This window comes from Streptomyces sp. NPDC048392, from assembly GCF_043200575.1.
Taxonomy (GTDB): Bacteria; Actinomycetota; Actinomycetes; order Streptomycetales; family Streptomycetaceae; genus Streptomyces.
This window is the reverse complement of record NZ_JBICYB010000004.1, coordinates 1-21,189: the sequence shown is the minus strand read 5'-3', so window position 1 is coordinate 21,189 and position 21,189 is coordinate 1. Positions and strand designations below refer to the sequence as shown.

Annotated in this window: 12 protein-coding genes; 5 read left to right on the top strand and 7 right to left on the bottom strand. The window is 72.2% G+C overall.

Annotation, left to right across the window (positions count from 1 at the left end; all coding sequences use genetic code 11):
• Positions 1–20: 20 nt before the first annotated feature.
• Positions 21–2,240, top strand: a complete 2,220-nt coding sequence (locus ACGFYH_RS08320; protein ID WP_393802330.1) for a CDP-glycerol glycerophosphotransferase family protein — start codon at positions 21–23, stop codon at positions 2,238–2,240.
• Complete coding sequence (locus ACGFYH_RS08315; protein ID WP_393802329.1) at positions 2,237–3,967, top strand: glycosyltransferase family 2 protein; 1,731 nt, start codon at positions 2,237–2,239, stop codon at positions 3,965–3,967. The genes ACGFYH_RS08320 and ACGFYH_RS08315 overlap by 4 nt, the downstream gene beginning before the upstream one ends.
• A 272-nt stretch (positions 3,968–4,239) precedes the next feature.
• On the opposite strand, the gene ACGFYH_RS08310 is transcribed toward ACGFYH_RS08315, so the two are convergent.
• The 4 genes from ACGFYH_RS08310 to ACGFYH_RS08295 form a co-directional block, all read right to left on the bottom strand.
• A complete protein-coding gene (locus tag ACGFYH_RS08310; RefSeq protein WP_393802605.1) occupies positions 4,240–5,703 on the bottom strand; it encodes a hypothetical protein in 1,464 nt (487 codons plus the stop codon).
• Between the two features lie 107 nt (positions 5,704–5,810).
• A complete protein-coding gene (locus ACGFYH_RS08305; RefSeq protein ID WP_393802328.1) occupies positions 5,811–10,781 on the bottom strand; it encodes an NAD-glutamate dehydrogenase in 4,971 nt (1,656 codons plus the stop codon).
• A 457-nt stretch (positions 10,782–11,238) separates the two neighbouring features.
• The gene (locus ACGFYH_RS08300; RefSeq protein ID WP_393802327.1) at positions 11,239–11,910 is read right to left on the bottom strand and encodes an HAD family hydrolase; all 672 of its coding nucleotides are present in this window, start codon (positions 11,908–11,910) and stop codon (positions 11,239–11,241) included.
• Positions 11,911–11,968: 58 nt separating this feature from the next.
• A complete protein-coding gene (locus ACGFYH_RS08295; protein ID WP_393802604.1) occupies positions 11,969–12,472 on the bottom strand; it encodes a DUF6912 family protein in 504 nt (167 codons plus the stop codon).
• A gap of 739 nt (positions 12,473–13,211) precedes the next feature.
• Between ACGFYH_RS08295 and ACGFYH_RS08290 the strand changes: the two genes are divergently transcribed.
• The gene (locus ACGFYH_RS08290; protein WP_393802603.1) at positions 13,212–13,907 is read left to right on the top strand and encodes an Rv3235 family protein; all 696 of its coding nucleotides are present in this window, start codon (positions 13,212–13,214) and stop codon (positions 13,905–13,907) included.
• 158 nt (positions 13,908–14,065) lie between these two features.
• Here the strand turns inward: ACGFYH_RS08290 and secA are convergent, their stop codons facing one another.
• The gene (gene secA, locus ACGFYH_RS08285) at positions 14,066–16,909 is read right to left on the bottom strand and encodes a preprotein translocase subunit SecA (protein WP_393802326.1); all 2,844 of its coding nucleotides are present in this window, start codon (positions 16,907–16,909) and stop codon (positions 14,066–14,068) included.
• Between the two features lie 278 nt (positions 16,910–17,187).
• Here secA and ACGFYH_RS08280 point away from each other — a divergent pair, with 278 nt between their 5' ends.
• Both ACGFYH_RS08280 and ACGFYH_RS08275 read left to right on the top strand, forming a co-directional pair.
• On the top strand, positions 17,188–17,754 hold the full coding sequence (locus tag ACGFYH_RS08280; protein WP_393802325.1) for a GNAT family N-acetyltransferase: 567 nt from the start codon (positions 17,188–17,190) through the stop codon (positions 17,752–17,754).
• Between the two features lie 192 nt (positions 17,755–17,946).
• Positions 17,947–19,122 (top strand): winged helix-turn-helix domain-containing protein, encoded by a 1,176-nt coding sequence (locus tag ACGFYH_RS08275; protein WP_393802324.1) that lies wholly within the window; start codon positions 17,947–17,949, stop codon positions 19,120–19,122.
• A gap of 12 nt (positions 19,123–19,134) precedes the next feature.
• On the opposite strand, the gene ACGFYH_RS08270 is transcribed toward ACGFYH_RS08275, so the two are convergent.
• Together ACGFYH_RS08270 and hpf are read right to left on the bottom strand one after the other, a co-directional pair.
• Positions 19,135–19,899: a response regulator gene (locus ACGFYH_RS08270; RefSeq protein ID WP_393802323.1), complete on the bottom strand. Its 765-nt coding sequence runs from the start codon at positions 19,897–19,899 to the stop codon at positions 19,135–19,137.
• Positions 19,900–20,123: 224 nt separating this feature from the next.
• Positions 20,124–20,816: a ribosome hibernation-promoting factor, HPF/YfiA family gene (gene hpf / locus ACGFYH_RS08265; protein ID WP_393802322.1), complete on the bottom strand. Its 693-nt coding sequence runs from the start codon at positions 20,814–20,816 to the stop codon at positions 20,124–20,126.
• Positions 20,817–21,189: the final 373 nt, after the last annotated feature.

The window sequence follows — 21,189 nt, the reverse complement described above, 5'->3', positions numbered from 1 at the left end:
ACGACGAAGGAGTCCCCGCGATGTCCGAGACGGCCCCCGACCTCAGCGTCATCGTCCACGGCCCCAACGTCCAGGACCACCTGCCCGCCCTCCTCGACTCCCTGGACGCCCACCCCCTCACCGGCGTCGAGGTCGTCGTCGCCGCCGTCGGGGACTGGGCGCGGGAGACCGCCGAGCACCACGCCCCCGCCTTCACCGTGCTGCCCCTCCCGGACGGGGCCGGGGACGCCGCGGCCCGCTCGGCGGGGGCGGCCCGGGCGCGGGGCCGGTGGCTGCACTTCGTGCACGCCAAGGACGGGGTGCCGGTCGGCGCCCCGCCCGCCGTCGCCCGGCACGCCGCCGGCCTCCCCGACACGGTGGACGTCCTGCTCCTCGACCACGTCCGCAGCTCCTGGCGGACCTTCGGCCTGCCCTCGCCCGACGGCCCCCGCCTCGCCCGCGCGGGCCGCACCGGCCTCGCCCTCGACGACCGCGCGGCGTTGCTCGGGCTGACCCCGCTGCTCGGCAACCGAGCCGTGCGCGCCGACTTCTGGCGGGCCCACGAACGGCTCCTGACCACCGAGGACGAGCCGTTCGCCGCGTACGCCGCCCTGCTGCTCGCCGACCGCGTCGCCTGTCTGCCCCACCCGGCGTACGAGGACCGCAGGCTGCGCCCCGAAAGCCTTCCGCCGCCCACACCGGCGCGGTGGTACGCGCTGGTCGACCGCTACGAGGCACTCCTCGGCCTCACCGCCGACCGGCCGCCCGTACACGCCGCCCTGTACGACCTGATGGTCCGCGACTGCCTGCGCGCCTTCGCAAGCGCCGGGATGCCGGACGACGTGGCGCGGGAGTTCTTCCGCCGGGCGTCCCAGACCGCCCGGCGCCACCGCCCCGACGGGCACCGGCGACCGGCCGGCCTCCAGGGTGTGCGCCGGTCGCTGCTGGAGGACGGCGCCTACACCGAGTACCGCGCCCTGCAGGCCGCCAACCACGCCCGCCGGGGGGTGCGCTCCGCCGCGCGCGCCGGCCGGCGCCGGGCCGGCACACGGCTGCGCGACCTCCAGTACCGCACCGCCCTGGCCCGTCCGGTCGACCCGCACCTCGCGGTCTTCTCGGCGTACTGGAACCGCGGCGTGGCCTGCAATCCGGCCGCGATCGCAGCCAAGCTCGCCGAACTCGCGCCGAGCGTCCGCCCGGTGTGGGTGGTCACCGCGGCGAACGCGGCGCTGCTGCCGCCCGGCACCGACCATGTCGTGCCCGGCACCCGCCGCTACCGGGAGGTGCTGGCCCGCGCCAAATACCTCGTCAACAACGTCAACTTCCCGGACGCGGTGGTCAAACGCCCCGGCACCGTCCATCTCCAGACCCACCACGGCACCCCGCTCAAGCGCATGGGCCTGGACCAGCTGCCGTACCCCGCCGCCGCCCGCGGCCTGGACTTCGAGGCGCTGCTGGAGCGCGTCGACAAGTGGGACTACAGCGTCTCCGCCAACGGCCACTCCACCCGCATGTGGCAGCGGGCCTACCCGTCCCGCCACGTCTCCCTCGACCACGGCTATCCGCGCAACGACGTCTACTACACCGCCGGCGCCGCCGAGGTCCGCGCGGCCCGCGAGCGCCTCGGCGTCGCCCCCGGCCGCAGGGCGGTCCTCTACGCGCCCACCCACCGCGACTACGAGGCCGGCTGGACCCCGCGCCTGGACCTCGCGGCCCTCGCCGACCAGCTCGGTGAGGAAACGGTCCTGCTGGTGCGCGCGCACTACTTCTACGAGGGCGCGCCCACCCTCTCCGCCCCGCCGGCGGACCTGCGCCGCACCGGCCGCCTCGTCGACGTCTCCTCCTACGAACCCGTCGAGGAGCTGTGCCTGGCCGCCGACGCGCTGGTCACCGACTACTCGTCGATCATGTTCGACTACGCCAACCTCGACCGCCCGATCGTCATCCACGCCGACGACTGGGAGACCTACCGCACCACCCGCGGCGTCTACTTCGACCTGATGGCCGAGGCCCCGGGGCCGGTCGCCCGCACCCAGGCGGAACTGACGGAGATCCTCACCACCGACGCCTGGCGCGACGCACGCGCGGCGAAGGCGCGGACCGCCTTCCGGCGCCGGTTCTGCGAGTACGACGACGGCCGCGCCGCCGAACGCGTCGTGCGCCGGGTCTTCCTCGGCGAGGACGAGCGGACGCTGCCCCCCGTCCTGCCGGTCGAGGACCGCACCCCGGCCCCGAGCCCCGAGGAGGCCTGCGCGTCATGAGGACAGCCACGAGCCCGGCCACGGGCACGCCCGCGCCCCCGTCCCCGGGCACCCCGGACGTCACGGTCACGGTGATCGTCTACAACGACGCCGGACGCCTCCCCCGCGCGGTCGCGTCCGTCCTGCGCCAGACCCACCCGGACATCGAGGTCGTCATCAGCGACGACCACTCGACGGACGCGACCGAGGAGGTGGCCCGTGAGCTGGCCGCCCACGACCCGCGTGTCGTGTACCTCCGGCTGCCGGAGAACAGCGGCGGGTGCAGCGTCCCGCGCAACCGCGCCCTGGAGATCGCGCGGGCGCCGTACCTGATGTTCCTGGACAGCGACGACGAACTTCCCGAGCGTGCCGTCGAGGTCCTGCTGGCCGCCCACCGTGAACGGGACCTCGACTTCGCGATGGGCGCGGTGCGCCGCGTACGCGTGGACGGCGGACGCCGCACGACCTGGATGCCGCACCTGGTCGCTGAGCGCCGCACCCTCGACGGCATCGAGGCGGACCCGCGACTGCTCTTCGAGCACCTGTCGACCAGCAAGATGTACGCCCGCGCCTTCCTCGACCGGCACGGCCTGCGCTTCCCCGAGGGCATCCACTACGAGGACCAGCTCTTCTCGGCGCAGGCGTACTGCCTGGCCAAGACGTTCACCATCGTCCCCGAGCCGGTCTACCGCTGGTACGTCGCCCCGTACGCCGCCTCCGAGACGGCCTCCATCTCCAACCAGCGGCACAAGCTGACCAACGTCCGCGACCGGGTCCACGTGCAGCGCCTCATCGACGCGTTCCTGGCCGAGAGCAGGCACGAGTCGCTGCGCGAGGACAAGGACTTCAAGTTCCTCAAGCACGACTTCCGGATGTACGCCGGTGACCTCCCGTACCGCGACGACGCGTGGCTGGCGTCCTTCGCTGACCTCGTGGTCCCGTACCTCGACACGCTCGGCGAGGGTGCCTACGCCCGGCTGCCGCGCGCCGAACGGGTCGTACTCCAGCTGCTGCGCGACCGGCGCCTGTCCGACCTGCGCACGGCCGCCCGGGGTCTCGGCCACGACGTGGGACCGCGCCGGGTGACGTCGGCGCCGGACGAGGAGAGCGGGACGACGCGCCGGACCTACTGGGGCGAGGGCGTCCCGCGGTCCGCCGAGGCCCGTCGCGAGCTCGACCTGACGGACCTGGAACTGGACACCCGCCCGTTCTTCACCGCCCTGCTCCGGCACGAGATCACGGAGATCGCGCGCGGCCCCGGTGCCTCGGTCGACCTCACCGTCCACACCTACGACCCGGCCCTGCGTCTCCCGGCCGGCCCTCAGCGTGCCGTACTCCACCTCTCCCCCGGCCGCCGGCGCCTCGCGGTCCCCTTCCGCCTCTCCCCCGTCCGCCCCGGCCTCTTCGAGGGCCGCCTCCGCCTGGACCTGGCGGCGGCCCGTCTCCCGCTCCAGGGCTTCGAGGGCGCACGCCACCCCGTCCTCCGCCTCCGCCACCAGGGCCGCACCCACACGGGCGTCCTCCTGGCGCCCCTGGCCTTCCCACCCCTCACGGCCCACGTCCCCTACCGCGCCGGCCTCACCCCCCACCGGGTCACGGTCCGCCCGGAGGGGCACGACCCGGGGCGCCTGCAGATCACCTGGCAGCCGGTGGGCGCCACGGCCCGTCTGATCCGCCCCGCCGCCCGCCGCCTGTCCACCCCCCGGACCCGCAGAGCGGCCCGCCTGGCGGCGAACATCCTCCACTGACCTCCGCACGACCGCGGGCAGTCGTGCCGCTGGTGCGGCACGGGTGGGCGCAGCGGCGCCCCGTCCACGCCGGGCCGCGCACCTACTCCGCCCAGCAGGGCCGCACGCCCACCCCTGCCCAGCACCACACCGGACCGCACGCCCACCCCCGCCCAACACCCACACCGGGCCACACACCCACCCCCGCCCAACACCCACACCGGGCCACACACCCACCCCCGCCCAACACCCACACCGGGCACCCGTCTCCCGCGGCGGAGCAACGCCCCCGCTCACCCCGCCACCGCGTACAGAACCTCCCCACCCGGCCCCCGCCCCACAAGGCGCAACCCCGGGTCCCCCCGGAGCCCGTCACCGTCCCCCCGCCCCACCACCCACCGCACCCCGTACTCCCGCTCAATCCCCCTCCGCACGCTCCCCGCCACCCCGGCCGAGAAGTACGCCCGTACCGCCGCCGCCCGCTCCGCCTCGTCCGCCAGGAAGAAGTCGGGATACCCGGGAGCCACGGTGTACGCCCCGTACGCCGGAATCTGCCGCGCCGGGAACTTGCGCGCCATCACCACGTCCCCGTACCCGACCCACCGCGTGATCCAGCCGTACCCCTCCCACGGCTCCCGGTACTTCTCCTCGACCACCCCCGGCAGCACCCCCCGTCCGACCACGTACCCCAGCACGCCCGCCTGCCCCCACGCCCCCACCACCAGCGCGACGCCCAGCACCGCCGACCACACGGCCCGCACCGCCCGCCGCCTCGACTCCACCGCCTCCACCGCCACCGCGAGCTGCGCCGGGATCAGCGCGGCCGGCAGCACCCGCCCCCAGGACCAGTGCCCGCTCACCCCGCCCGCCGCGAACACCACCGCCCCCAGCGCGAAGAACAGCACCAGCACGTCCCGCCGGTCACGCCACCACCGCACCCCCAGCGCCGCCACCCCCACCAGCACCAGCCAGTACCGCCCGAACAGGTCCCGGTACAGCGACCGGTGCACCGCGTCCATCCCGTCCCCGGCACCGAGCAGCGCGAAGAAGTCGTAGTACGGCCAGGCCCACAGCACCACCACTCCCAGCGCGGCTCCCGCCCCCAGCCGCCCCCAGACCCCCCACCCGGCCCGCGCCGAGCACACCACGGCGAGCGCGCCCAGCGACGCGACGACCCCCGAGAACTGATGGACGAGCAGAATCACCGCCCACAGCACCCCGCACCCCGGCCAGCTCCTCCACCCGGCCGCCGCCCCGCGCACCGCCCGCGCCAGCCACGTCCACAGGTGAAAGGCCAGGCCGAGGGCGAGCACACTGGGATACGCCACCGTCAGTGCGAGGGAGTGCAGCCCGAGGAACCCGCTCCAGCTGAACTGCGTCGTGCCCCACAGCAGCAGCAGGGACAGCAGCGCGAGCGGCGGTGCCGCCGGACGCGCGCTCAGCGTGCGGGCGTACCGCCACACCCCGGTGACCAGCACCGCGAGCGCCGCCAGCGCCCCGATCCGCAGCACGGCGAAGACGGAGAGCCCCGTCGCCTTCGCGACCCACCCGAGCAGCACCGTCCAGGGCGAGTAGTACGGGCTCGGCGTGTCCGCGTCGACCAGCGGGTTGCCGGGATCGAGGAGACGGTGCCGCAGACGTTCGACGGTGGCCGCGTGGATGCCGAGGTCACCGATCCACGGCAGCCGGACGGTCACGAGGACCAGCAGGATCAGGACGAGGGCGGCCCCCGTCAGCGGCAGCGCGGTGCGCGTCATGGCGGAACGCCCGGTCACCCGGCCACCATAGACGAACGAAACGGTCAAGCAGGACATAAGGGCGCCCCGAGCCGGTACGGCCCGGGGTGCCTCACACGGCTACGCCGTTACGAATGCGTGCGCAGCAGCGTCCGCATCGTCCGCATCGCCACCGAGAGGTTGGACAGGTCGAACGCGTCCGAACCGCGGATCTCCTCCAGCGTCGTGCGGGCCCGGCCGAGGATCGCGGCGTTCTTCTGCTCCCACACCTTGAACCGCTGCTCGGGCGTCGACGTGCCGTTGCCCACCGCCAGGACGTCGGCGGTGAGCGACGCGTGCGCCGCGTACAGGTCCTCGCGGATCGCCGCTCGGGCCATGGACTGCCAGCGGTCGGTGCGGGGCAGATCACTGATCCGGTCCATCAGCTGGGTGACGCCGAGCCGGTCGGCGAGGTCGTAGTACACCTCGGCGACGTCCAGCGGCTCCTTGCCCATGCGGTCGGCCACGGACACGATGTCCAGCGCCGCGAAGGCCGAGGAGAACCCCGCCACCCGCGTGGCCGGCTCGTCCGGGACACCGGCGGCGGTCAGCTCGTCGTAGATGTGCTGGTACCACTCGGCGTCCGCGCCGCGCAGCAGCTTCGGCAGCTGCGACCAGACCTGCTCGACCCGCTCGGCGAAGAAGTCCACCGTCTCGGCCAGCTGCAGCGGCTGCGGCCGGTTGTTGAGCAGCCAGCGCGTGCCGCGCTCGACCAGGCGGCGCGAGTGCAGCCGGATACGGGTCTGTACGGCGGCGTCGACCGTGGTGTCCAGGGCCTCCACGGCGTCCCACACCGGGGAGGAGCGGAAGATCGCCCGGGCCACGGTCTGCGCCCGCACGATCTCCTCGAGCGACGCGCCGGTCTCCTCGCGCATCCGGTGCAGATACGTCGTACCGCCCGTGTTGACCGTGTCGTTGACCAGGACGGTCGTCGTGATCTCGCGGCGCAGCGGGTGGCTGTCGACCTGCTCGGGGAACTGCTCGCCCAGCGCCGTCGGGAAGTACGCGTGCAGCAGGCCCTTGAGGTACGGGTCGTCGGGCAGCGAGGTGTGCAGCAGCTCCTCGGCGACGGTGATCTTCGTGTACGCCAGCAGCACGGCCGTCTCCGGCCCGGTCAGGCCGTGTCCGGTGCCGAAACGCTCGCGGATCTGGCGGTCCGTGGGCAGGAACTCGAGAGCCCGGTTGAGATGCCCCTCCCTGACCAGGTGCCGCATGAAGCGCTGCTGGGCGTGGAGCATGTCCTTGGACTGCGCCAGCGCGTTGGCGATCGCCGCGTTCTGCGCGTAGTTGTTGCGCAGGACCAGCGCGCCGACCTCGTCGGTCATCTGGGCGAGCAGCTTGTTGCGCTGCTTGACGGTCATGTCGCCGTCCTTGACGAGACCGTTGAGCAGGATCTTGATGTTCACCTCGTGGTCGGAGGTGTCCACGCCCGCGCTGTTGTCGATGGCGTCGGTGTTGATCCGGCCGTCCCGCAGCGCGAACTCGATCCGGCCCAGCTGGGTCAGGCCCAGGTTGCCGCCCTCCCCGACGACCTGGACCCGCAGGTCCTTGCCGTCCACCCGGATGGCGTCGTTGGCCTTGTCGCCGACGTCGGCGTTGGACTCCGTGGACGCCTTGACGTACGTGCCGATGCCGCCGTTCCACAGCAGGTCCACCGGGGCCCCGAGGATCGCCTTCATCAGCTCAGCCGGGGTCATCTTGGTGCGGCCCGCCTCGATGCCGAGGGCCTCGCGGATGTGCGCGTTCACCGGGATCGACTTGGCCGTGCGCGGGAAGATACCGCCGCCCGCCGAGAGCAGCCCGGCGTCGTAGTCCGCCCAGGAGGAGCGCGGCAGCTCGAACAGGCGGCGGCGCTCGGCGTACGAGGTGGCCGCGTCCGGGTCGGGGTCGACGAAGATGTGCCGGTGGTCGAAGGCGGCGACCAGACGGATGTGCTCGCTGAGCAGCATCCCGTTGCCGAAGACGTCGCCGGACATGTCGCCGACGCCGACGACGGTGAAGTCCTGGGTCTGGGTGTCCACGCCCAGCTCCCGGAAGTGCCGCTTGACGGACTCCCAGGCGCCGCGGGCGGTGATGCCCATGCCCTTGTGGTCGTAGCCCGCGCTGCCGCCGGAGGCGAAGGCGTCCCCGAGCCAGAAGTTGTAGGACTCGGCGACCTCGTTGGCGATGTCGGAGAACTTCGCGGTGCCCTTGTCGGCGGCGACGACGAGGTACGTGTCGTCCTCGTCGTGCCGGACGACGTCCGCCGGGTGCACGACCTCGCCGGCCACCATGTTGTCGGTGATGTCGAGCAGCGCCGAGATGAACGTCCGGTAGCTGGCGATGCCCTCGGCCAGCCACGCGTCGCGGTCGACGCCCGGGTCGGGCAGCTGCTTGGCGACGAAGCCGCCCTTGGCGCCGACCGGCACGATGACGGTGTTCTTCACCATCTGCGCCTTGACCAGGCCGAGGATCTCGGTGCGGAAGTCCTCCCGGCGGTCCGACCAGCGCAGACCACCGCGCGCGACCTTGCCGAAGCGCAGGTGCACGCCCTCGACGCGCGGCGAGTACACCCAGATCTCGAACGCCGGGCGCGGCGCGGGCAGGTCGGGGATGACCTGCGGGTCGAACTTCATGGAGACGTAGTCGTGCGGCACGCCGCCGCTCGCCTCCTGGAAGAAGTTGGTCCGCAGCGTCGCCTTGATGACGGTGAGGAAGGACCGCAGGATCCGGTCCTCGTCGAGGCTCGCGACCTGGTCGAGGGCGGCGTCGACCTCTTCGAGCAGGGCGTCGACGATCTCGCGCCCGGCACGCTGCCGCTCCGGTGCCATCCGGGCCTCGAACAGGGAGACGAGCAGCCGTGTGGTGTGGACGTTGTTGCGGAGGGTGTCCTCCATGTAGTCCTGGCTGAACGTCGAGCCGGCCTGCCGCAGGTACTTGGCGTACGCGCGCAGCACCATCGCCTGCCGCCAGGTCAGCCCGGCGCTGAGCACGAGGGCGTTGAAGCCGTCGTTCTCCGCCTTGCCGGTCCAGGTGGCGGCGAAGGCGTCCTGGACCCGCTCGCGGGCGTCGTCGCCGAGGTAGTCGGCGCCGCCGGCCACCTTCTTGGGCATCCGCAGGCCGAAGTCGTAGATCCAGGCCGCGGTGCGGTCCGCGCAGCGCAGTTCGTAGGGCCGCTCGTCGGTGACCTCGACGCCGAGCCGGCTGAGCACCGGCAGCACGGCGGACAGGGAGACCGACCCGCCCTTCTGGTAGATCTTGAAACGCCGCTCCTCGGGCGCGGCGCCGACCGGCTCGTACAGGCTCAGCGCGAAGGTCCGCTGCTCGTCGAGCCGCTCCAGGTGCCCGAGGTCGGCGACCGCGGCACGCGGGCTGTGGTCGGCCTTGTAGCCCTCCGGGAAGGCGCCGCCGTAGTGGCGCAGCAGCTCCGCGGCGCGTTCCTCGCCGGCCTCGGCGGTCAGCGCCTCGGCGAATCCGTCGGCCCAGGAACGGGCGGCCTCGACGAGCCGGGCCTCCACGCGCTCCTTGTCGGTGTCCGACAGGTGCGGCAGCTCGGTGCCCTGCGGGACCCGGACCACGAAGTGCAGCCGGGACAGGATCGACTCGGTGTTCCAGGCCGTGAAGTCGACGCTGGTACCGCCGAGCTCCTCCTTCAGGATGTCGATGATCCGCAGCCGCACGCCGGTGGTGTAGCGGTCCCGGGGGAGGTACACGAGGGCCGAGTAGTAGCGGCCGTACTCGTCCTGGCGCAGGTAGAGCCGCAGGCGGCGCCGCTCCTGGAGGTAGAGCACGGAGGTGACGATCGGCTCCAGCTCCTCGACGGACGTCTGGAACATCTCGTCGCGCGGGTACGTCTCCAGGATCTGCAGCAGGTCCCGCCCGTCGTGGCTGTTGGGCGAGAAGCCGGCCCGCGCCAGCACCTCCTCCACCTTGCGCCGCACGACCGGCACCCGGCGGACGGACTCGGTGTAGGCGGCGGAGGAGAACAGACCGAGGAAGCGCCGCTCGCCGACGACGTTGCCGTTCTCGTCGAACTTCTTGACACCGACGTAGTCGAGGTACGACGGCCGGTGCACGGTGGCCCGGCTGTTCGCCTTGGTCAGCACCAGCAGCCGGTGCTCGCGGGCCTTGGCCCGGGCGTCGGCGGGGAGCCGCTCGAAGGAGGGGCTGACGGGGTGGCTCTCGTCGGTCGCGTGGTGCGGGTCGGAGCGCAGGATGCCGAGGCCGGTGCCGGCGACGGCGCCGAGGGAGTCGTCCTCGCGCAGCAGGTACTCGCGGTAGCCGAGGAACGTGAAGTGGTCGTCGGCCAGCCAGCGCAGCAGCTCGCGGGCCTCCTCCAGCTCCCGCGCGGGGAGGTCGTCCGGGGTGGCCTCGGTCGACAGCTGCTCCGCGATGCGGACGGCCGCGTCCCGCATCTTGCCCCAGTCCTCGACGGTCTCGCGGACGTCGTTCAGGACGCGCAGCAGGTCGGCGGTGATCTGCTTCAGGTCACCGCGGTCGGTCTCGCGGTCGATCTCGACGTGGATCCAGGACTCGACGTGCGCGTCGTGCGGAAGGTCGGCGGTGGGCGGACCGGCGAGCACCTCGACGAGCCGGCCCGCGACGTCGCGCCGCACCACGACCTGCGGGTGGACGACGACGTGGATGCCGCGGCCCTGGCGGGTCAGCTCGTTGGTCACGGAGTCGACGAGGAAGGGCATGTCGTCCGTGACCACCTCGACGACGGAGTGGCTGCACGTCCAGCCGTTCTCCTCGACCGTCGGGGTGTGCACCCGGACGTTCGCCGTGCCCTGCGGGCGGGTCTCGGCCAGCCGGTAGTGCGAGACGGCGGCTCCGAAGATGTCGACCGGGTCCCGGTCGGCCAGGTCCTCCGGGGCGGTGTGCCGGTAGTAGCGCTGGAGGAAAGCGAACACGGACGCGTAGTCCGGGGCGCCGTCCGGGCCGTCCGGGCCGTCCGGGGTATCCGGGGTTCCCTCGCCCGTCGTCCCAGTCGGTAGGTGCCCCCCGGCCGGGCTGTTCTCAGCTACCCGCGCAGCCCTTTCGAGCAGCTCGGCCTTGGCTTCGTCCAGCTTGGTCTGCATTGTCCTCTGACTCCTGTCGCGCGCCGTTGCGTGACGTAGAAGGAAGTACGGTCTCCTGCCTTCCGGCATGGCATCGGGACACGGGGTGTCCGGTCTGCTCCGACGCTATGCCGCAAGATGAGAGGAGCGGGGGCATATCAGCCAATGTCGCCGCGCCCGCCGGGTGTGACATCGCTCTCGCCGCCACCGTCCGGGGGGTGTGCGGCGCCGTACCCGGGGACTTTGATGCCCCGTCCCGCCCGCGAGGATCAGCGACCGCCGCCCGGACACGGATGTCTTCCGTGCGTGCCGGGCGCAGGGCGGAGGCACCAGTGCCTCCGCGAACTATCGCGCTGATCACGCCACCAGGCTATCGCCCCGCACGGGCCCCCCGTCATGAGCCGCATGTGTACAAAACCGGACCCACGACTTGGACGTTCCGCACAGCTACGACCCGGCCGGGTGGCACGGTCCGCCGTCACGCCGCCAGCCGCTCCGCCACCACCACGGCCTCCCCCAACGTGTCCACCACCGGCACCCCGGCCCCTTCGAGGCTGGCCCGGCTGTGCGACCCCCCGGTGTACAGCACCGCCCCCGCGCCCACGTGCCGCGCCGCCACCGCGTCGTCCGCCGCGTCCCCGATCACCACCGTGCGAGCGGGCTCCACTCCGGCCTGCGCCAGCTCCGCGAGATGCCGCACCATGTGCTCGGCCTTGCTGCCCCCGGACGGTCCGGTCCGCCCGTCGACGCGTATGAAGTGCGCCTCGATCCCGAACCCCTTGACCAGCGGCAGCAGCTCGTCGTGGCCGTACATGCTCAGAATCGACTGGCTGCGCCCTGCCGACCGCCACCCGGCGAGCAGCTCCGTGGCGCCCTCGGCGAGCCGGCACCGCCCCCGGTGCTCGGTGTAGTGACGCTGGAAGGTCGCGTCCATGACCTGCCACTCGGCGTCCGTGGGCAGCCGTCCCATCAGCCGCTCGTAGAACTTCGGCACCGGTACGCAGTACAGCGCCCGGTACTGCTCCAGCGTGATCGGCGTCAGGCCCAGCTCGCCGAACGCCGCGTTCGTCGCGCCGATGATCGCGTCGTTGTCGTGGAACAGCGTCCCGTTCCAGTCCCACACGATGTGTGCGCCCGTCTGCATCCCCATGCCCGAAAACGTACCCGCCGCCACTGACAATCGGGACACCGTGGTGTGTCCGGCCTGCTCACACCAGGTTCGGGAGTTCCTGCGTCGCGTACCACAGCAGCTCGTGGTCCTCCACGCCGTCCACGACGAACTGGGCGTCGTCGTCCCCGCCGTCCGCCGCCGCGAGGGCCTCGGCCGCGGCGGCCACGTCCGCCTCCGCGTCGGCGGAGTCGACGTGCACCGCGGCCGCCCCGGCCAGCGGCAGCGGCCCGGCGACCCGGACCTCGCCCAGCGCCGCCGGATCCTGACCCCGGTCCGGGCCGGCCGCGGCGGCGCCGTCGGGCACGTCGGCGGCGACCACGACCCGGCGCCGTGCCGAGCCGGGGTCGGCCGCCAGCAGTCGCAGCGAGGCCAGCGCGGCCCGGTTCAGGGCGGCGTACTCCAGCTCCTCGACGTCGTCCGACAGGTACCACCCGCGCAGCGCCGGCGTGACGGCGTAGGCGACGAGCGGCCCGGCCCCCAGCTCTCCCGCCCGGTGCGCCTCGGCGAGGCCGGACAGGGTCAGGGGGACGTAGACGCGCATGAGTCTGCCGCTTTCGTGGTCGGGGACGCCGCCGGAGCGCTCGGTGGCCCCGACGGGAGAGCCTTCAGGATACGTGCGGGTGTCCCCTTTCGGGTCCCCGCCCATGACGCCCGACGCGTCCACCCCGGGCCCGGAATTCACCCGGTCCACGCGCTCAGCTCCGGGCTTTCGGGCGGTCCTGATCACTCTGATAGGTGAACCTCCCGACCCCCCGACCCGACCGCCCGCTTCCTTGCCGCGCCGCCCCTTCAGCCCGTACAAGATCCACGACCACGAAGTTACCGCCCGGTATCGCCCGGGCCGCTGAACGGGGACCCCTATGCGCAAGGTCATGACCAGGACCCGGCTCCACCCGAACGTCCCGCCCCATCGCACACCGGGCGTCCCGCCCCATGGCACACCGGACGCCCCGACTCTCCGCACACCGGACGGCCCGCTCGCCCCGGCCCCCTCCCGCGGCCCCGGCGGCGCTCCGGTGCGCCGCCCGTCCGGCCCCACACCGCCGGGCGACACCCCCGCGAACGTTCCGCCCCGCGGGCCCGACAGCGCCGCCCACGTCCCACCCCCCACGCCCGACGGCGCCCCGTCCCACACCCCGGCCGCCCTCGTCCTGTCCCGCACACCCGGCACCGTTACGTCCGGCGCGCCCGGCACCGTTGCGTCCCGCACACCCGGCACCGTTGCGTCCGGCGCGCCCGGCGGCACGCCGTCCCGCACACCCGGCGCCGTTTCGCTCCACGTGTCCGGCGGAGTGCCGCCCCGCAGGCCGGGCGGACGGGTCGCGCGCGCCGCGGCACCCGGTGGGCGGCCGCCGGGTTCCCCGGGCCGGTCCCAGCGGTCCGGTACGCGGCCGGCGGACACCCGTCCGCCCACGGCCGGCCCCGGCCGGGACACCGGGACCGGCTCACGCGTGTGGCCGGGCGACCTCACCACGGCCCCTGCGCCGGGGCACACCGGGGCAGTCGCACCGGCCCGGTCCGCGGCCCCCGTCACGGCCCCCACGGCGGACCCGACCGCGCCGGCCGCCCACCGGGCCGTCCAGCCCGCCCCAGCCCCTGTGATCCCCGCCCAGACCCCTCGCCGCCCCGTTCCACAGGTCCGTCCCACTGACCGCTTCGCCGAGCTGCTCCTCGGTGTGCTCAGCGGGCGGCGCCCCGTCCACTCGATGCTCCGCCACACCCTCGGCCGCGCCTACGACGATCTCGCCCACCTCGCCGAACGCGGCCCGCTGCGCACCCGGGGCGCGTCCCCCGTCGTCCGCGACATCGGCTACTTCGAGCCCCGCCCGGGCGCCCTTGAGGTCTTCGCCCGCATCGGTGCGGGCGACCGGCTGCGCGCCATGGCCTTCCGCCTGGAGCAGGGCCGGGACCTGCGCTGGCGCTGCACGGCGGTGGAACTGGGCGGCCCCCGCAGGACCCACACGGACGACGACTGACCGGCCCTGACCGGGCCGGGCCAGGCCAGGCCAGGCCTGGCCCGGCCTGGCCTTTCGGACCGCCAGGACAGGCCGGAGGGCCGGGCACCCGCGGGGACGCTGCGTCCCCGCGGGTGACCGGCCCTCCGACCGCTACGGCACCCACAGGCACCGCGCCGTCACTTCTTGCGGCGACGTCCGCCCTTGGCCTGCTTGCGGCGCTCCGCGCGCGTGAGCCCGTCGGACTGGCCCTGCGCGGACTCGCCGTCCGTGAAGTCGCCCTCGACGACACCGCCCTCGCCGTCCACGGTCGGCGCGGAGAAGTGCAGGTCCCGGCGCTGCGGCGCGTCGAGCCCCTTGGCCCGGATCTCCGGACGGGCGCCCGCCTGGGCCGGGACCGCGTCCTGCGCGCCCTTCTCCAGCGACGGCGCCGCGTCCTCGACCGGGACCTCCTCGACCTGCTGCTCGACCTGGACCTCCAGGTTGAACAGGTAGCCGACGGACTCCTCCTTGATGCCCTCCATCATGGCCTGGAACATGTCGAAGCCCTCGCGCTGGTACTCGACCAGCGGGTCCTTCTGCGCCATCGCGCGCAGGCCGATGCCCTCCTGGAGGTAGTCCATCTCGTAGAGGTGCTCGCGCCACTTGCGGTCCAGAACCGAGAGCACGACCCGGCGCTCCAGCTCGCGCATGATCTCGGAGCCGAGCTGCGCCTCACGCGTCTCGTACTGCTCCATGATGTCGTCCTTGATGGACTCCGCGATGTAGTCGGCGGTCAGTCCGGCCCGGTCACCGGCGGCCTCCTCCAGCTCCTCGACGGTGACCTTCACCGGGTAGAGCTGCTTGAAGGCGCCCCACAGCCGGTCGAGGTCCCAGTCCTCCGGGAAGCCTTCGGCGGTCTCGGCCTGCACGTAGGCGTCGATCGTGTCGTTCATGAAGTGCTGGATCTGCTCCTGCAGGTCCTCGCCCTCCAGGACGCGCCGCCGCTCGCCGTAGATGACCTCGCGCTGGCGGTTGAGTACCTCGTCGTACTTCAGGACGTTCTTGCGCGTCTCGAAGTTCTGCGTCTCGACCTGCGACTGGGCGGACGCGATCGCGCGGGTGACCATCTTGTTCTCGATCGGCACGTCGTCCGGGACGTTGGCCATGGACATCACGCGCTCGACCATCTGGGCCTTGAACAGCCGCATCAGGTCGTCGCCCAGGGAGAGGTAGAAGCGGGACTCGCCGGGGTCCCCCTGACGGCCGGAACGACCGCGCAGCTGGTTGTCGATGCGCCGCGACTCGTGCCGTTCGGTGCCCAGGACGTAGAGGCCGCCCAGCTCCTTGACCTCTTCGAACTCGGTCTTGACCGCCGCCTCGGCCCGCTCCAGCGCGGCGGGCAGGGCCGCGGCCCACTCCTCGATGTGCTCCTCGGGGTCGAGGCCGCGCTGGCGCAGCTCCGCCTCGGCGAGGTCCTCGGGGTTGCCGCCGAGCTTGATGTCCGTACCGCGGCCGGCCATGTTGGTGGCCACCGTCACGGAGCCCTTGCGGCCCGCCTGGGCGACGATCGTCGCCTCCCGGTCGTGCTGCTTGGCGTTCAGCACCTCGTGCTGGACGCCGCGCTTGCTGAGCTGCTGCGAGAGGTACTCGGACTTCTCGACCGAGGTGGTGCCGACGAGGATCGGCTGGCCCTTGCGGTGCTTCTCCTCGATGTCGTCGACGACCGCCTCGAACTTGGCGACCTCGGTGCGGTAGATCAGGTCCGACTGGTCCTTGCGCACCATCGGCCGGTTGGTCGGGATGGGCACCACGCCGAGCTTGTAGATCTGGTGGAACTCGGCGGCCTCGGTCATCGCCGTACCGGTCATGCCGGACAGGCCGGGCTGTTCCTTGCCGTTGTGGTCGTGGCGCTTGTAGAGGCGGAAGAAGTTCTGGAGGGTGATCGTGGCGAGCGTCTGGTTCTCGTCCTTGATGTCCACCCCTTCCTTCGCCTCGATCGCCTGGTGCATGCCCTCGTTGTAGCGGCGGCCGGCGAGGATACGGCCGGTGTGCTCGTCGACGATCATGACTTCGCCGTCGAGGACGACGTAGTCCTTGTCCTTCTTGAAGAGTTCCTTGGCCTTGATGGCGTTGTTCAGGTAACCGACCAGCGGGGTGTTCACCGACTCGTAGAGGTTGTCGATGCCCAGCCAGTCCTCGACCTTGGAGACGCCCGACTCGTGGATGGCGACGGTGCGCTTCTTCTCGTCGACCTCGTAGTCGCCGGTCTCCTCGATGCCCTTGAGGGTGTTGCCGGCCTCGCCCTTCTTCAGACGGGTGACCAGCTTGGCGAAGTCGCCGTACCACTTGGTGGCCTGGTCGGCCGGGCCCGAGATGATCAGCGGCGTACGGGCCTCGTCGACAAGGATGGAGTCGACCTCGTCGACGATGGCGAAGTTGTGGCCGCGCTGGACGAGTTCGTCCTTGGACCACGCCATGTTGTCGCGCAGGTAGTCGAAGCCGAACTCGTTGTTCGTGCCGTAGGTGATGTCGCAGCCGTACATCTCGCGGCGCTGCGCCGGGGTCTGGTTGGAGAGGATGCAGCCGACGGTCACACCCAGGAACTTGTGGACGCGGCCCATCAGCTCGGAGTCGCGCTCGGCCAGGTAGTCGTTGACCGTGACGATGTGAACGCCCTCGCCGGACAGGGCGTTGAGATAGGCGGGCAGCGTGCTGACGAGGGTCTTGCCCTCACCGGTCTTCATCTCGGCCACGTAGCCCATGTGCAGGGCCGCGCCGCCCGCCACCTGCACGTCGTAGTGCCGCTGGCCCAGGACGCGCTTGGCGGCCTCGCGGACGGTGGCGAAGGCTTCGGGCAGCAGGTCGTCCAGACTCTCACCGTCGGCATAGCGCTGCTTGTACTCGTCGGTGAGGGCCCTCAGCTCGGCGTCGGAGAGGTCAGCGAAGTCCTCTTCGATGGAGTTGACCTGGTCCGCGATGCGGTGCAGCTTGCGCAGGATCTTGCCTTCGCCTGCACGCATGATCTTCGAGAGGACGGACACGGGGGTTGGTCTCCTTGCCGGTCGGGCCTGGGACGGTCGGTTTCCTGTGACGGATTGAGCAACGGCCATCGTATGCGAGGACCCCGCCACCCCGGGAGGCCTGCCGTAGCGGGGACCGCCCACTCCTCGCATCAGGATTCCCGGTCTGCTGTCATCCGGTTCAACGTCCGGGCACCGCGGATGGTGCCGCGCCCTTCGACACATCGCACGGAAAGCGACCACCCGATCACGCACGGCGAAAGATGACGTCCCCCCGGAGCACCGCGCAGAATCGGCCGATGGAACCCGTCACGCTCACCACCGACCGCCTCGTCCTGCGCACGGTCGGCCCCCAGGACACCGAGGCCGTGTACGCCGCCGCACAGGATCCCGACATCCAGCGCTGGACGACGATCCCCTCGCCCTACCTCCAGGAGCACGCGCGCGGCTTCACGGAGCAGATGGTCCCCGACGGCTGGGCGAACGACTCGATGTTCACCTTCGGCCTCTTCCTGCCCGCCGGGGACCTGGTGGGCATGCTCGGCGTCACGATGATCTCCCTGGGCGCCGGTGAGATCGGGTTCTGGGGCACCAGGGAGCACCGCGGCCGGGGCTACGTCACCGAGGCCGCCGTCGCCGCCTCACGCTGGGCCTTCACCGAGCGGGCCGTCGACCGGCTGGAGTGGCGCGCCGAGGTCGGCAACACGGCCTCCCGCGCGGTGGCCCAGCGCGCGGGCTACACCATGGAGGGCACGCTGCGCTCCGCGGTCAACAACAAGGGCGTACGCCGCGACTGCTGGATCGGCTCCCTCCTCCCCTCCGACCTCTCCCTCCCGTCGACGTCTCCGTACCTGCCGGTGCCGTAGCCCCGGCCGCGGGCGGTCGTGCCTCCCCCAGTGCCCGAATGTCCTGCGGGGCGCCCCGGGGCGGCTCGGGTGGCGGGAGCCCTGCTCGAGCGAAGCCGGGAACGGGGGGAGGCGCCCCGCGCCGCCGGACCGCCGCCGCCGGACCGCCGCACCCGCCCCCACTGTCAGACCCACCCCCTATCGTGCGGACGTATGACGACCCTCCCGCCCCCCGCCACGGAACTGTCCGCAGACGAGGCCCGCCGCCTCGCCCTCCGCGCGCAGGGCTTCCTCGGGGCCCCCGACCGCCGCGCAGGCGTCCGCGGCGTTCTCCGTCACCTGGGCGCGGTGCAGCTCGACACCATCTCGGTCCTCGCCCGCTCCCACGAACTCATCCCGTACGCGCGCCTGGGCGCGGTCGGCCGCCGGACCGTCGACGACGCCTACTGGACGGACACGCACGCCTTCGAGTACTGGTCCCACGCCGCCTGCATCCTCCCGATCGAGGAGTGGCCCCACTTCGCCTTCCGCCGCCGCGCCTACCGCAACCGCCCGCACTGGAGCCACCACCTCCCCGAGGGCGACTACGACCGCGTCATCAAGCAGCTCCGCGCCGAAGGCCCCCTCACCGCCACCGACCTGGGCGGCGCGAAGAAGACGAGCGAGTGGTGGGACTGGTCGGGCACGAAGGTCGCCGTCGAGCGCGCGCTCATGTACGGCGAGGTGGTGTGCGTCGAACGCCGCGGCTGGAAGCGGGTGTACGACCTGGCCGAGCGCGCGGTCCCGGCCGGGCTGCTGCACGACGACCTGGACGACACCGAGTGCCTGCGCCGTCTGGTCCGCCTGGCCGGCCAGTCCCTGGGCGTCGGCACGCGCGCGGACATCGCGGACTATCACCGCCTCAAGGCCGAGCAGGTCGACGCCGTGATCGCCGACTCGGGCCTGGTACCGGTCACGGTCCAGGGCTGGGGCCGACCGGCCTGGGCCGACCCCGCGGCCCTGGAGACCGCCCCGCGCGGCCGTCACCGCACGACGCTGCTCTCGCCCTTCGACTCGCTGATCTGGGAGCGGGCGCGCACGGAGCGGATCTTCGGCTTCACCCACCGCTTGGAGGCCTACGTGCCCAAGCAGAAGCGGGTGCACGGCTACTTCGCTATGCCGGTCCTGGCCGGCGGCCGGCTCGTCGGCCGCGTGGACCCGGCCCGCGAGGGCCGCACCCTGGTCGCCAGGCAGGTCACGCTGGACGGCCCCGGGGCGGCCCCGGCGGTGGCCCAGGCCCTGGCCGAGGCGGCGAGCTGGGTGGACTGCACGGACGTCCGCGTGGAGCGGGTGGACACGCCGGACCTGCGGGAGCCCCTCACCGCCGAGCTGGCACGGCTGCTCGCCTGAGCCGAGACCGGCTTACCGGATCTCGAGGATCTTTTCCCGCATCGCGTACACCACGGCCTCCATCCTGGAGTGCAGCTGCAGTTTCTCCAGGATGTTGCGCACGTGGTTCTTCACGGTGTTCTCGGAAATGAACAGTTCCTTGGCGATGTCCCGGTTGTTCATTCCGGTGGCGACGAGTTTGAGGACCTCCAGCTCGCGGTCCGTGAGCCGCGGTGCGGGCACCAGTCGGCGTTCGTCGGTGCGCTGGATCATCGACTTGAACTCGGTGAGCAGTTTCGACGCCATGGAGGGACTGATCTGGGACTGCCCGTCGGCCACCGCGCGAATGGCCGTGGCCACCTCGTCCGTCGAGATCTCCTTGAGGAGATAGCCGGTCGCACCCGCCTTGATCGCGTCGTAGAGGTCGGCCTCCTCGTCGCTGATCGTCAGCATGATGATCTTGGCACTGGGGGCCACCTCCTTGATGGAGGTGCAGGCCTCGATCCCGCCCCGCTTGGGCATTCGCACATCCATCAGGATGATGTCCGGCAGCAGGTCGGCGGCCTTCTCCACGGCCTCGGCGCCGTCACCGGCCTCCCCGACGACCTGGATGTCCTCCTCCGCCGCGAGCACGATCTCCAGGCCGCGGCGGAAGAGGGCGTGGTCGTCCACGACCAGCACCCTGATGGGCTCCTCGCGTGCGGAGCCCGCGTCCGCGTCCGGGCCCATGCCGACCGCGCCGCCGCCGATCCCGTGGTCGACGCCCGCGCCCCGCATCGGTCCGAAACTGTCCGCCATCGTTCCTCCCCCTGAAGGCTGTGGCCTGTGGTCCTGAGCCATCGCCAACCCAGAGCAGCAGCCCACCGGTTGGGCCGTTGCCGCCATGATTCCATGTCCGGCGGACACCGGGGTGACCGAGCGGGCCGCGAAGGGGTCGCACATCCACGCGCACCGTCGCACACCGGTGCCCCTGGGGGCGCACACGCGCTCCAGGGGCACCGGTCAGCTCTCACCCGCTGGTGTCAGCCGCCGAGCGCGTCTCCCGCGTCGGGGGCGTGCGCCTGGGTGACCATCGTGTCCGTGGTGAGGTGGATCACGCCGTAGTCGTAGGCGTGCCGCCGGTAGACGACGCTGGGTTCCTTGGTCTCGGAATCGATGAACAGGTAGAAGTCGTGCCCGACCAGCTCCATCTCGTAGAGCGCCTGGTCGAGGGACATCGGTGCGGCCACGTGGGTCTTCTCGCGGACGACGAGCGGGCCGTCGCCCTGGACCTCGAGCGAGCCGATCTTCTTGGTGGGTACGCCGTCCTGAGTCTCCGTCGGGACGACGTCGCCGTTCCCGTTGAGCGTCGCCGCGCCGGGTACGCGGTCGGCGACCTCGGCCGCCGGGATCCGGCGTGCGCCGCGACGCGAGAAACGCTTGTCGTGCTGCTTGCGCAGCCGTGCGCCGAGCTTCTCCGCCGCCAGGTCGAGCGCCGCGTAGGGGTCGCTCGCCGCCGCCTCCGCCCGAATCACCGGACCGCGGGAGCGGAGGGTGATCTCCACTCGGTCACAGCGGTCGGCCTGCCGGGGGTTCGGCTCCTTGGACACCTCCACGTCGAGGCTGATCACCTTGCCATCGAGCTTCTGGATCTTCTCCAGCTTCAGCTTCTCGGCCACGTGCTTCCGGAACCGCTCGGGCACCTCGGTCTTGCGGCCCTTGACGACGATGTCCACGCAGAACTCCGTTCCCGGATCGCTCCGCTTCGACGGCGGAGCATCTCCCTTTCGCACCAGGTTCCGGTCCATCCCGAAACCTCGGACTCGGTGACGTCCACCTCCTCCCCCGCGGGTGGGTTCTCCACTCCACCGGTGCGGGTGATGACGGTGAGACCCGCAGCGCGGCACTCGGATTCGAGAGGTGTGGCCTGCGGCTTTGCCTCACACCGAACATATCTCGCCCGGACGGATGTCGTCACCCTCTACCGCGGTGTACCTCCGTTCCGGTGAATTAGTACTCCAGCTGTAGATCGTGATCTTCATGTCTGGGCGGCTTGTCGCTGGTAGTGGCTGGCCTGGGATCGGGCCTGGTGGCGGCGGCGCCAGTGGG